Below are 13242 nucleotides of genomic sequence, written 5' to 3'. Positions count from 1 at the left end.
AGTTGACATCCTAAATTTAAGAAAACTATTTTTTGAGCAAAATTTAAAGTGACTTTTGTCCTATTTGTGTGTGTAAAACTTTAAAACTTCACCATCTTTTCTCATATTCTAGAAACACAATCCTTTAAGATAGGTATACATGTCCATGAGGAAATGAGAAGGACAAATGAAATTCCTACTAGAAAAAATGAAGAGAAAAACAACTCCACAGGCTCGTACATTAAAACACTAAACGTAATAGGACCGAGAGCAACTCCTAAAAACCGAATCATTGAGTATAAGGAAACGACTAAGCCCCTTTCATTCACTCCAATAGAGGACGTCACTGCAGTATTAGCTGCTGGGAGAAAAAAACCTAGACCAATTGAAGCCAACGAAATTAAGAATAACAAACTTACTAGACCATGAAAAAAAATAAGGAATGCAAAGCTGAGTACGAGTAAACTCAACCCTAGCAGTAGAAAACGTTTGACATGATCTTTGTTATCCCCCATATTTTTACCTGTCCAATATGAGAATACAGTTAAAAACACAAGTGGCAACGCTAAATATATTCCTTTCACTGTCCCATAAATTCCATAGCTCTCTTCTAGATAAAAGGACATAAAAAACATAAGACCAAATAAAAGGAGCAAACCCACTCCACTAGCGAAAAATATAGGAACAAGCCATTTAAACTCGCGAAGAATAATTTCTTTCATTGACTGACGGTATTCTTTTAAACCTACAGGCTCAGTTTTCTTCCTGCTCTCGTTAATCCATATCTTTATTCCAATAAATGCGAAAAGTGCTAGAAAGAAATAAATAAAAAACGTGGCAAACCATAAATACACTGCAATAAAAGCACCAATTATAGGACTTATTACTTTTCCAAGGCTGTTAAACACTTCCACTGTACCTAGCGCTTTACTTCTGTCTATACCTACAAACAGGTCACCAGCTAAAGCCATTGCCATCGGTGCGGTTCCCCCTGCTCCTATCCCTTGGAGAAACCGACCTAAAAGTAACATTGAAAAGGCGCCTTGACCCTCAAAAAATATTGGGGCTGCGGCAGAAAATAAACTGCCTAGTATAATAAAAAGAAGTGAAGCTAATATCACCTTTTTTCTTCCTACCCGATCTGAAATTAAACCTATGATCGGTATCATAAGTGCTGCTGGAATTGAAAATACAGTAAGAACTAAGCCGCCTTCTACCGCAGTTAATTGTAATGCATGCTGTATATCCGGGATAATTGGAATAAACATTGAATTCCCGACTACCATGACAAAAGGCAGTAAACCAATGATGTAAATAACTACTGTTGTAGAAGTCTCCTTTTTCATCTGTGTTCCCCCTCCTAAAAAAAAGAAAAAAATTAGTCATATTTTTTACACTTGCTGAATATATATTGTTAAGATGTTTACTCACATTAGGGAGGACAAGCCATTGAGTACCCAATTCAGCTTTAAACACAGTGTGATCTTTATCACCGTTCTTTTTATTATTTGTTATAGCATTTATTATGATCTATCTACTGGTACTTTACCCAAAGCAGATAAACCAACAACTAACGAGACAAGTTCACAAAGTTACCCTAATATTGTTGTTGAAGAAGAACCGTTTCCTGCTCAAGAAGTCGTTGTTCAAAATGGCTATACCGTTCTATCCATTGTAGAACATTTGCATGAAGGGCCCGTACCTGCATCAATCCAACAAATCGTTTATGATTTTCAAGAATTAAATCCAGGTGTGGCAGCGGATAATATACAGGTTGGAAAAACTTATCTATTTCCGCTTTATTCAAAATCAGAGTAACAATACCTTGCCAAACAAAATGACAGACTGATAAAATAAACACGTATGTCGTTTATTACAATATATATAGTTGAAAATAAGAAAAGCGCAAGCACCCGTTTAGCGGCGTTAGTACTGGAGCCATTCGCATGAGATAAAAGATACACGCGGTCTCAAGTGAGATGATGTTGCTTATCTTAAGCAGGTGAGTGAAGTCTTGCTAGTCGCTGGGCGCTGAAGCTAGACATTCTCGAATTATATAATTTCCTATCTTTTTAAAAAGGGGCGAATGATTCATGACCCAAATCACACATCGAACCCAAACTCGACCTGTGAAAGTTGGCGGGATTACGATTGGCGGAAACAATGAAGTCGTTATCCAAAGTATGACAACAACCAAAACTCATGATGTTGAAGCAACAGTGGCAGAAATCCACAGGTTAGAAGAAGCAGGTTGTCAAGTGGTTAGAGTAGCTTGTCCAGATATGCGCGCAGCAGAGGCTATTTCTGCTATTAAAGCAAGAATTAACATCCCTCTCGTTGTAGATATACATTTTGATTACAAGCTTGCCTTGAAAGCCATTGAAGGTGGAGCGGATAAAATAAGAATTAACCCTGGGAATATTGGAAAAAGAGAAAAAGTAGAGGCCGTTGTAAAAGCAGCCAAAGCAAAAGGTATTCCCATTCGTATTGGAGTTAACGCTGGTTCACTCGAAAAGAAAATTCTAGATAAGTATGGGTATCCAACAGCTGATGGAATGGTCGAAAGTGCCCTGCATCACATCGGTATCCTTGAAGATCTTGATTTTCATGATATTATCGTTTCGATGAAGGCATCTGACGTTAACTTAGCGATTGAAGCCTACGAGAAAGCAGCTAAAGCTTTTAGTTACCCACTGCACCTAGGTATTACTGAGTCAGGTACACTATTTGCTGGTACAATAAAGAGCGCGGCAGGATTAGGTGCGATTTTAAACATGGGTATTGGAAATACGGTTCGTATTTCACTAAGCGCTGACCCTGTGGAAGAGGTAAAGGTTGCTCGTGAACTGTTAAAATCATTCGGTTTAGCTGCAAATGCTGCGACTTTGATCTCATGCCCAACGTGTGGGCGTATTGAGATTGATTTAATTAAAATCGCGAATGAAGTTGAAGATTATATTTCAACAATTAAAGCACCAATTAAGGTAGCTGTTCTTGGTTGTGCTGTGAATGGTCCAGGTGAGGCACGCGAGGCTGATATTGGTATTGCAGGGGCTCGTGGAGAAGGCTTATTATTTAGACATGGTGAAATAGTAAGAAAAGTTCCCGAGGAAATAATGGTTGAAGAATTAAAGAAAGAAATTGACAAAATCGCTCAAGAAAAATTAGCGAAACAAGAATAAAACTGGAAATTATATCTTAATCATGCAATAATAAGCACACGCTAGTCGCGTGTGCTTATTCAATAACTCCCCTTCAAAATTTAGGTGATGTGGATTCCTGCTTTGACCCTATTTAGAAGAATGGTGAAAAGAAGACAGTTAAGATAATGGACAACGCACCGATACCGATCGCCCAGTTACCAAGTGCATTCGCACCAGCTCTTCTCGCAACGAACCCGACAATGATCCCAGATGCACCTAAAAGGATCGGTAAAAAGAATAATGACAGGATAGAAAGCACGATAGCAAACGTACCAACACCACGGCCTGATGCAGTTGCATCATCATAGTTTGCTTCAGCTGTTTCTTCCCGTTCTTCTGTTCGACCACCAAAAGCACCTGTCATTGGTGTAACTTCAGCAGCCGTTTCCTCTTCAAATGTGTCTACTCTTTCGCGGTCTCTTTCTTCTGGTCTTAAGTCGATCGTACGAGTATCACGATCGTTAAAGTTGTTGTTGAAATTGTTATTGTCAGCCAAAACTAATCCCTCGCTTTCTATATTTGGGGGAGCATTAATAGTATGACTCACGATGCTCTGATTATAGGTGACAATGATTGCATGCATAGGAAACGATTTATTTTAATATACGAGGTGAATTATGAAGAAATCTAGAGTTTTTGGTTTTGATATCGACGGTACAGTAACAGATCCAGCTACTTTCGTTCCATATTTAAATAAGCACTTTAACAAAAATATTACATTAGATGATATAACTGAATATGATTTAACTCAAGTATTGGGTGTTACTTCGGAACAATTTTGGCAATGGTTAAAAGAGCATGAGGGTCATATTTATTCAAAAGCAGATTTAGCCCTTTATGCAAAAAATGCATTACATAATTGGAAAGAAAACCATAAAATGGTGTATATTAGCGCTAGAGGAGATCATTTATATGATTTAACCGAGCAATGGTTTCAAGCAAAAAAGCTTCCTTACGATAAGATTAACCTTATTGGCAGTCATGATAAAATTAATGCCGTAAAAGATCATAAGCTTGATATCTTCTTTGAAGATAAACATGATAATGCATGTGATATTGCTGAAGAGTGTAAAATACCAGTTGTTTTGTTCGATACGCCTTATAATCGTCTTTCTGCACCGCAAAATGTAATACGAGTAGAGAACTGGAACGAAGCAACCCATTGGGTGGAACAATGGTTAAAAAATGAAGAAAAGGAAAGGTAAGAGTCGATCTCTACCTTTCCTTCTTTTTTATGAGGTAGTGCTGACAGGTGCACAACTTTTGCAATACCCATATATTTCAAACTTGTGTCCCGTGACTTCAAAGTCTGGGAATGTAATATTGATGTTTTCCATTGGGCAACTGTGTACAGCTTTTGTTTTTCCGCAATCTAAGCAAATTAAATGGTGGTGATGTTGCGTTGTTGAACAAGAAAACCGAAACTTCTTTTCACCTTCTAATTCTGTTACTTCTAAAATTTCTAATTGTGCAAACGTTGCTAAGTTTCGATAAATCGTATCGAAGCTTAAACCTGGGTAATCATTATACATCTTCTCTAAAACATCTTTAGCAGAAAGGTACCGCTTTTCATCGGCAAAAAGACGAAGCATTTCTTCACGTTTTTTTGTATATTTGTATCCTTTCTCCTTTAAGAGTTCCATTGCTTGCGTAACGTTCATTAAGAATTTCTCTCCCTTCGCTTTCCTTTAATCAAATGGTATAGAATGTGCGCCACCACAAGCCAAATGGTTGCAAATAATACAATTCCACCACCAGTTGCTATATTTAAGTGATAAGAAAAATACGATCCAGTTGCCATTGACAATTGACCGAAAAAGACGGATAACATTAGAAGCTGCTTAAAGCTTTTAGCAAACACAATCGCAGCAGCTGCAGGCAATACAATCATTGCCCCGACTAATAAAATACCGACGACTTTCATGGATATTGCAATAACTAAGGCGATTAGAAAGGAAAAGATAAAATTTAAGTGTTTAATGGATATCCCTGAAACTTTTGCAAATTCCTGATCAAACGATATTGCCACGAATTCTTTATAAAATAAAAACAAGATAATTAGCACCAATATTGAAGTCGCAATCATAAAATACAAGTCCTGTAACGTGACACTAACAATGCTTCCAAACAAATACATAAACCATTGGTTATAGCCTGTTTTGGACACACTAATAATGATAGCGCTTAACCCCACTCCTGCTGATAAAATGATTGGAATAGCAATTTCCTGAAAATCCTTGTACACCTGTCTTAATCTTTCAATTAATAATGATCCAATAAACGCAAACAGCAAACCGAAATATAGCGGATTAACAGTTGAAAAAACGGCTAATGTTTGCGTAAGCAATACACCTGCAGCTATTCCTGTCAATGTAATATGCGATAAAGATTCTGAAATAATCGATATTCTGCGAACGAGCAAAAATGAACCGAGCAATGGGCAGATGAAACCAATTAAGAACGCTGCGACCATTCCTCGTTCAATAAAAGTTAAATTTGATAATAGATCTAACATCCATGTACTCCTACTTTAATCTGTTATTTGATTTTACTTTAGAACAGACCTTAAGACAATAAAGAACACTTTAGGTTTATGTACTTACACTCGTCTTTGGTTTATAAGTAAATTTATCCTTCACCTTTTTAATGGATAAACAAATCATTAAGATAAGAACGGAAATGATAACAATTGTTCCTCCTGGTGCCAAATCTAATTGAAACGCCGTGATTAATCCTCCAATTACTGCAATTTCTCCGAACAAAATCGAGTAAAAAAACATTTGCTTAAACCCTTTTGCAATGCGCATACTAGCTGCAACTGGAAGTGTCATTAACGCTGATACTAGTAGAATTCCAACGATCCTCATCGAAGCAGCAATAACAAGTGCTACAATAATAATAAAGACGAGATGGACGAAAGATTTATTTAACCCAGAAACTTTAGCATGTTCTTCATCAAAAGATAAATAAAACATCTCTTTAAACAAAAATGTCGTAATGATAATTACAATAATAGAGATAATTAAAACCGTATATAAATCAGAACGACTAACTGTAATAACACTGCCAAATAAATAATTAAACAAATCATTGTTAAATCCATCGGCTAAGGAGATAAAAACAACCCCAATCCCAATACCGCTGGATAAAATGATCGGTATCGCTAATTCCTGATAAAACTTATATACATTTCTAATTTTCTCAATAAGTAAAGACCCTCCTACTGCTGCCCCCATTCCCATGTATAGAGGATTAAGTCCTTGAAAGAAAATAAAATATTTTCCCAATAGCAAACTAGCTGCAATTCCTGTTAACGTAATATGAGATAGAGCATCAGCAATAAGTGACAACCTTCGAACGACAAGGAATACTCCTAACATTGGTGCAATTAAGCCAATGAGGAGTCCTGTATAAAAAGCATTTTGTAAAAACTCATATTTCAAAAAAGCCTCAATCATGTTCACAGCCCTCGTCACAATGATTGTGGCTTAATAGTTGAACATTATGGCCAAAGAATGATGATAAGTTATGGTTCTTCTCGAACTCTTCACGGTCACCATGGAAATGTATAGTCGTATTAATACAGGCAATATCGGTTACATGTTCTACCATTTTACTAATATCATGTGTGACTAATAATAAGGTAATGTTTTTATTCTTATTGAGGTCAATTAACATTTCATAAAAAGAATGGACAGAGCTGGCATCAACACCAACAGTAGGCTCATCTAAGATTAGGAGCTTCGGGTCGCTGACTAAAGCTCTCGCAATAAACACTCGTTGTTGCTGTCCACCGGAGAGTTCACCAATATTCTGATTCGTAAATTCGGTCATACCTACACTTTTAATTGCCTCATGAACTTTTTGTTTGTCTTTTTTCGTCATAAAACGAAATAAACCAATCTTAGCATATAACCCCATTGAAACCACTTCAAAAACAGTAGCTGGAAAACCGGAATTAAAACTATTTGCTTTTTGAGAAACAAATCCCACTTTATCCCACGCTTTAAATTTGTTTAAGGGTTGACCAAATAATAAAACTTCACCATTTTGCGGGGTTAATAAACCAAGAATGCATTTTAATAAAGTCGATTTTCCTGAACCGTTTGGACCCACCAGTCCTAAGAAGGCACCTTCTTCTATTTTTAAGTTAACATTTTCTAATACTTCTTTGTTATCGTAGCGAAAAAATAATTTATTGACTTCAATCGCAAAAGCTTGATGATCAGTCATACTGTTCCTCCAAATTAATACTATACCTACATTATAACATAAATAAGAATTGTTCTTATTCAATATAAAAAATGCCTCCTCACACATTGAATGCAAAGAGATGTAGAAAATTATATAATAAAACAAATACATCTGGAATCCAATTTTTAACTACAAGGATGTGAATTTTCATGGCACAAAAAAAGTTAGCAATCATTGATATGGGATCTAACTCTATTCGGCTCGTCATTTATACCATTCAAAGTAACGGGTGTTATCATGAACTCCATAACTTTAAAGTTGTTGCTAGATTGAGCAGCCATACGACTCAAGAAGGAAGCATAACAGAAAAGGGAATAGAAATTATTATCAAAACGCTTAATCGCTTTAATAAAATCATAAATGCCCATCAAATTGATCATGTTAAAGGGGTAGCTACAGCTGCCTTACGCCTTGCTCCAAACCAAAAGGAAGTACTGGACATCATAAAAAATAAAACAGCTCTATCTTTTACTGTTTTAAGTGATTATGAAGAAGCGTACTATGGTTATTTAGCTATTACCAATTCTACAAATATTGAAGACGGTATTTCAATTGATATTGGTGGTGGAAGTACGGAAGTTACCTTATTCAAAAATAGAAAATTAGTAAAGTATGTTAGTTTTCCATTCGGTGCTATCACTTTAAAAAAACGCTTTATTGAAAGCGATCCTCCCACCTTAGGAGAAATCAACAATCTACAACGATTTTTATTCAACCAATTTTCTTCACTTGAATGGATTGTCAATACAGAATTTCCTCTCGTTGGAATTGGAGGAACTGCCAGAAACTTATGTTTAATGCATCAGCGTAAAATTAACTACCCTTTGCCAGGCCTTCATCAATATGAGTTACAACCAAATAACATTCATGAAGTCCAAGAGTCTTTACTAGAACACCCTTTTACTGAAAGACAGAATGTAGAAGGCCTATCAAAAGATCGAGCAGATATTATTATTCCAGCGATTCAAGCTATTTCTACACTAGTTAAGGTGACAGGGGCACCAGTTTTTATCATGAGTAACAAAGGATTAAGAGATGGGATATTTTACGAGGAATTACTGCATCAAATCGGAATTGAACAATTTCCAAACGTTGCTGAAGAAAGCTTCTATCAACTTTCTTATAGTTATCAAATCAATGTGGATCATGTTAAGCAAGTATCGAAGCTCGCTTCTGCTATTTATAAAGAGTTATCACCGTATCTCCTTGAAAAGTTTAATGATGAGGACAATTTAAAATTACTTCGTTATAGTGCAAGGTTCCTCTACATGGGTGAATATATTAGTAATGAAGCTAGTAGTCAACACACCTTTTATTTATTATCCAATATGACCATCGATGGATTAACCCACGATGAAAGATTAGGAATTGCTCTTATTTCTTCTTTTAAATCAAAGTCGTACCTGTTTCAGTTCGCTGCTCCGTACAGTGCACTTTTAACGAAACAACAATTGAAACGTTACGAATTGCTCGGTGCCATTTTAAAACTGGCCTATTCCCTAAATCGAACTCGAAGAAATGTCGTCAATAAATGTGTTGCTAACAAAACATCAAAAAGAGAAATTGAACTTCACCTTCTTTGTAACGATGATTTTTACTTTGAAGAGGAACAAGCCCAAAAGTATAAAAAGCATATTGAGAAATTACTCAGTTTCAACGTTGAGTTACATTTCCAAAATAATAACTAATTTACACAACCTTTACATAAGATTTACAATTAATTGATATTATGGAATGAGATTAGATATTTTTATTTTGGAGAGGTTGATAATTATGTCGACAAACTACATCGAACAAAATATGCCCATTGATCTAAATAATCCAACCTTCTACAATAACCGTGAGCTCAGTTGGTTAGCCTTTAACGAGCGTGTCTTAGAGGAAGCTATTGACGAAAGAAATCCTCTATTGGAAAGATTAAAATTTTTAGCGATATTTAGCTCAAACTTAGACGAATTTTTTATGGTCCGTGTTGCTGGCTTAAAAGATCAAGTAAAAGCTGGATTTAACAGATCTGAAAATAAAGCAGGTTTAACACCGAAGCAACAATTAAAAAGAATCTCTGAAAAAACGCAACAACTTGTTCGTCTTCAAGATAATATGTTTTGCGAAACATTATTACCGATGCTCTACCATGAAGGCGTACAATTCCTATCCATTGATGAAGTATCAAGTGAGCAAATGAAGTTTTTAGAAGAACGCTTTTTGCACTATATTTTTCCTGTACTAACGCCTATGGCAATCGATGCCTATCGTCCTTTTCCGATGTTACTAAATAAAAGTTTGAACTTAGCTGTCTTGCTAAAGGATGAGCAAGGGAAAGAACGGTTAGCAATTGTACAAGTTCCTAGTGTTTTAAATCGATTTATTCAATTACCTAGTACATGTGAGAAGCAACAGTATATTTTGCTTGAAAACGTTATTAGCCACTTTATTGGAATGTTATTTCAAGGGTATGAAGTTCAATCTGTATCACCATTTCGTATTACACGTAATGCTGATTTAACGATACATGAAGAAGGAGCACGCGACCTCTTAAGAGAGATTGAAAAAGAATTAAAGAAACGTAAGTGGGGTTCTACTGTTCGCCTTGAAATCCAAAAGGGATTGATGGAGCCTAAAGTTTTAAATCTTTTACTTGATGTCTTAGAAGTTCATAGTAGAGATGTATATTCCTTCAAAGGCCCTTTAGATTTATCGTTTTTATTCAAACTTTATGGAAAACTCGCTGTAGATTTCGAACATTTAACGAATGAAAATTTTATACCACAACCGCCTGAAGATTTAATAGACGAAGAAAATATTTTTAAAGCGATTGATAAAAAAGATATTTTTCTTCATCATCCGTACGAGTCATTTCAACCGATACTCGATTTCTTAAGTATGGCAGCAGATGATCCGAATGTACTTGCTATCAAGCAAACTTTGTATCGTGTCAGTGGTGACTCACCAATCATCCACGCCTTAGCAAGAGCAGCAGAAAACGGTAAGCAAGTAACTGTGCTTGTCGAATTAAAAGCACGTTTTGATGAAGAAAATAATATTCAATGGGCTAAGAAATTAGAAAAAGCAGGTGTTCATGTTATATATGGTATTACAGCTTTAAAAACACATAGTAAAATTACACTAGTCGTTCGCCATGAAAAAGATAACATTCAACGTTATGTCCATTTGGGAACAGGAAATTACAATGACTCCACAGCAAAACTGTATACAGACATGGGCATTTTCACTTCAGATGAAGGTTTCGGCATCGATGCAACTAATTTCTTTAACTATTTAAGCGGATATAGTAACAAACCCGTTTGGAACCACCTTTCTACTGCACCTTTTCAAATTAGAGAAACCTTTATCGAAGCAATTGATAAAGAAATTGAAACCCATTTACAATCAGGTAATGGCCGTATTATTGCTAAGATGAATTCGCTAACGGACAAGCCAATTATTCTAAAGCTATATGAAGCGTCACAAGCAGGTGTTGAAATTGATTTAATTGTTCGAGGAATTTGCTGTTTAAGACCAGGTATTGACGGTGTAAGTGAAAACATTCGTGTAAGAAGTATTGTTGATCGTTTTCTCGAACATAGCCGAATTTTTTATTTTCATCATGATGGTGATGAAAAAATTTTTCTTTCGTCTGCAGATTGGATGACGAGAAATATGGAAAAACGAATTGAGATCTTGTTCCCGATCTATAGTCCTCATATTAAAAGGAGAATTATTGAAGTTTTAGACATTACCCTAAAAGATAATGTAAAAGCTAGAGAACAAGACCAGTTTGGTCATTACCATTACGTACCTCGGCAAGAAGGTGAAAAGTCATTACAAAGTCAGCTGACTTTTTATGAAATGGCCGCTCGCTTTAATGAAGATAGTTAGTGTAGAAAAGAGGTACCCATTCCATAAATGAGTACCTCTTTTTTGCTTGCTATGATGCGGCTTTATGAACTTTAGATCGAAAATATCTGGTGACGACACCTTGCTTTGGTGAAAAGAAAAACACAATTCCAAATAAAATTGAAGCGACAAGCACAATCGAAGCCCCTGACGCTACATCATATACAACCGAAAAGAAAATACCTAGTACAGCAGATATCGAACCAAAGAATGCTGATAAAAATAACATCACTGGGAATCGATCTGTTAATAAATAAGCCGTTGCTCCAGGGGTAATTAACATTGCCACAACTAAAATAATCCCTACTGTTTTTAACGAAGCGACTGTAACTAAGGATAAGAGAAGCATCAATAAGTAATGAATCATTTGTACAGGTATTCCAGCTGCTTTCGCCATAGTTGGATCAAATGTACTCATGAGTAAAGGACGGTAGAATAAGAAAATCATCAACAGAACAAAGACGCCAATTCCAAACGTTACCCATAAATCACTTCGAGATACAGCTAAAACATTTCCAAACAATATATGCCATAAATCTAATGATGTCCCACGTAAGTTGGTTAATAATACGACACCAAGAGCAAATGCAGCCGTAAATAATATTCCTATCGCTGAATCGTCTTTAATCCGACTATTCTGTGAAACATAACCAATCCCGAGTGCGGTTAATACCCCTGCAATTACGGCACCCACAAAGAAACTAGCACCGACCATATACGCAATGACAACCCCTGGTAAAACAGCATGCGAGATCGCATCTCCCATCAGTGCCATACCACGTAATATAATAAAACAACCAATTACGCCGCAAATAATCCCAACTAATACTGCTGCAATTAACGCTTGTTGAAGATAATTATAACGGGAAACTTGGTCAATAAAAGATAATATTTCTTGCATTAGTTACCCACCACCATCATTTGGTCATTGTCTTTAAATAGTTTAATCTTCCCTTTGTATGTTTGTGATAGCAGTTCTGGTTTAAACGTTTCGCTCACTTCTCCATACCCTATAAGTTCTTTATTTACTAACATGACTTGATCAAAGTATTCTTCAACCTTGCTTAAATCATGATGAACGACGAGGATCGTCTTATTTTCTTCTCTTAGTGATTTTAATATATTAATGATGATCTCTTCTGAGGTTACATCGATTCCTGCAAAAGGTTCATCAAGGAAAAACAATGTAGCTTGTTGGGCTAATGCTCTAGCAATAAAAACACGTTGTTGCTGCCCGCCAGAAAGCTCACCAATTTGTCGTTTTCTAAACTCGGTCATTCCTACCTTCTCTAAAGCCTCTGTCACAATATTTTTATCATCTTTTGAAGGGCGTTTATACCAAGGCAAGTGAATATAGCGTCCCATCATAACGACATCTTCTACGAGCACAGGAAAATCCCAATCAATCTGACTGCGCTGCGGTACATACGCTATTTGTCTTCGTACCTTTTTAATTGACTTCTCAAAGGCACTTATTCCGCTATTCGTTGATTTTTCTAAACCTAATATTGCTTTTATTAAAGTTGACTTTCCAGCTCCGTTCGGGCCGACAATTCCAATTAATTTCCCTTCATCCGCAGAAAAGCTTACATTCTTAATCGCTTGAAGATTATCGTAATAAACGGAGAGATTATTTACCTCTAACATTCTTCCCATCTTAAAACCCCTCTCTGTTATAATCGATCATCGGTCTTTTTATATAAGTTAGACCTTGTAGCACCAGGTTCTAATGTTATCTACCGTTAAACAACGTATCCGCAATTTCTCTAAACCTATTTTATGAAATAAATTTAGGTTTTGTGACTAAAAGTTTCCTTAGGTAAACTTTTTATAATATAACCAATTATATTAGCTAAGGGGAAACGTTGTAAATGTTTTTTTTTGAAATTCTTTTTCCGACAAGCTAAAA

At 35.9% G+C, this 13242-nt stretch carries 13 protein-coding genes; 5 read left to right on the top strand and 8 right to left on the bottom strand.

What is annotated here, in order from left to right; translation table 11 throughout:
• Nucleotides 1-101: 101 nt before the first annotated feature.
• A complete protein-coding gene (locus tag AC2VNP_RS10915) occupies nt 102-1325 on the bottom strand; it encodes an MFS transporter (protein WP_486917362.1) in 1224 nt (407 codons plus the stop codon).
• 103 nt (nt 1326-1428) lie between these two features.
• Here AC2VNP_RS10915 and AC2VNP_RS10910 point away from each other — a divergent pair, with 103 nt between their 5' ends.
• Nucleotides 1429-1797, top strand: coding sequence for a hypothetical protein (locus tag AC2VNP_RS10910; RefSeq protein ID WP_486917361.1), 369 nt, complete (start codon nt 1429-1431; stop codon nt 1795-1797).
• A gap of 275 nt (nt 1798-2072) precedes the next feature.
• Nucleotides 2073-3161: a flavodoxin-dependent (E)-4-hydroxy-3-methylbut-2-enyl-diphosphate synthase gene (gene ispG / locus AC2VNP_RS10905; protein WP_486917360.1), complete on the top strand. Its 1089-nt coding sequence runs from the start codon at nt 2073-2075 to the stop codon at nt 3159-3161.
• 112 nt (nt 3162-3273) lie between these two features.
• Here the strand turns inward: ispG and AC2VNP_RS10900 are convergent, their stop codons facing one another.
• Complete coding sequence (locus tag AC2VNP_RS10900; RefSeq protein ID WP_275118543.1) at nt 3274-3678, bottom strand: DUF4190 domain-containing protein; 405 nt, start codon at nt 3676-3678, stop codon at nt 3274-3276.
• A 121-nt stretch (nt 3679-3799) separates the two neighbouring features.
• Between AC2VNP_RS10900 and AC2VNP_RS10895 the strand changes: the two genes are divergently transcribed.
• Nucleotides 3800-4387, top strand: coding sequence for a hypothetical protein (locus AC2VNP_RS10895; protein WP_486917359.1), 588 nt, complete (start codon nt 3800-3802; stop codon nt 4385-4387).
• A gap of 27 nt (nt 4388-4414) precedes the next feature.
• On the opposite strand, the gene AC2VNP_RS10890 is transcribed toward AC2VNP_RS10895, so the two are convergent.
• From AC2VNP_RS10890 to AC2VNP_RS10875, 4 genes are all read right to left on the bottom strand, one after another.
• A complete protein-coding gene (locus AC2VNP_RS10890) occupies nt 4415-4843 on the bottom strand; it encodes a Fur family transcriptional regulator (RefSeq protein ID WP_486917358.1) in 429 nt (142 codons plus the stop codon).
• The gene (locus AC2VNP_RS10885) at nt 4843-5697 is read right to left on the bottom strand and encodes a metal ABC transporter permease (RefSeq protein ID WP_486917357.1); all 855 of its coding nucleotides are present in this window, start codon (nt 5695-5697) and stop codon (nt 4843-4845) included. Before AC2VNP_RS10885 ends, AC2VNP_RS10890 begins: the two co-directional genes overlap by 1 nt.
• Nucleotides 5698-5773: 76 nt before the next feature.
• Nucleotides 5774-6640, bottom strand: coding sequence for a metal ABC transporter permease (locus tag AC2VNP_RS10880; protein WP_486917356.1), 867 nt, complete (start codon nt 6638-6640; stop codon nt 5774-5776).
• Nucleotides 6633-7415 (bottom strand): metal ABC transporter ATP-binding protein, encoded by a 783-nt coding sequence (locus tag AC2VNP_RS10875; protein ID WP_486917355.1) that lies wholly within the window; start codon nt 7413-7415, stop codon nt 6633-6635. Before AC2VNP_RS10875 ends, AC2VNP_RS10880 begins: the two co-directional genes overlap by 8 nt.
• A 170-nt stretch (nt 7416-7585) precedes the next feature.
• Between AC2VNP_RS10875 and AC2VNP_RS10870 the strand changes: the two genes are divergently transcribed.
• Nucleotides 7586-9124, top strand: a complete 1539-nt coding sequence (locus AC2VNP_RS10870) for a Ppx/GppA phosphatase family protein (RefSeq protein ID WP_486917354.1) — start codon at nt 7586-7588, stop codon at nt 9122-9124.
• Between the two features lie 85 nt (nt 9125-9209).
• Nucleotides 9210-11315 (top strand): RNA degradosome polyphosphate kinase, encoded by a 2106-nt coding sequence (locus AC2VNP_RS10865; protein WP_486917353.1) that lies wholly within the window; start codon nt 9210-9212, stop codon nt 11313-11315.
• 49 nt (nt 11316-11364) lie between these two features.
• Here the strand turns inward: AC2VNP_RS10865 and AC2VNP_RS10860 are convergent, their stop codons facing one another.
• Nucleotides 11365-12234, bottom strand: a complete 870-nt coding sequence (locus AC2VNP_RS10860; protein ID WP_486917352.1) for a metal ABC transporter permease — start codon at nt 12232-12234, stop codon at nt 11365-11367.
• Nucleotides 12234-12989 (bottom strand): metal ABC transporter ATP-binding protein, encoded by a 756-nt coding sequence (locus tag AC2VNP_RS10855; protein WP_486917351.1) that lies wholly within the window; start codon nt 12987-12989, stop codon nt 12234-12236. The genes AC2VNP_RS10860 and AC2VNP_RS10855 overlap by 1 nt, the downstream gene beginning before the upstream one ends.
• Between the last annotated feature and the right edge of the window lie 253 nt (nt 12990-13242).

The sequence above is a fragment of the Alkalihalobacterium sp. TH-98 genome, from assembly GCF_057473385.1.
Note: the sequence above shows the minus strand (reverse complement) of the source record. Positions and strands in the feature narration are given on the sequence as shown.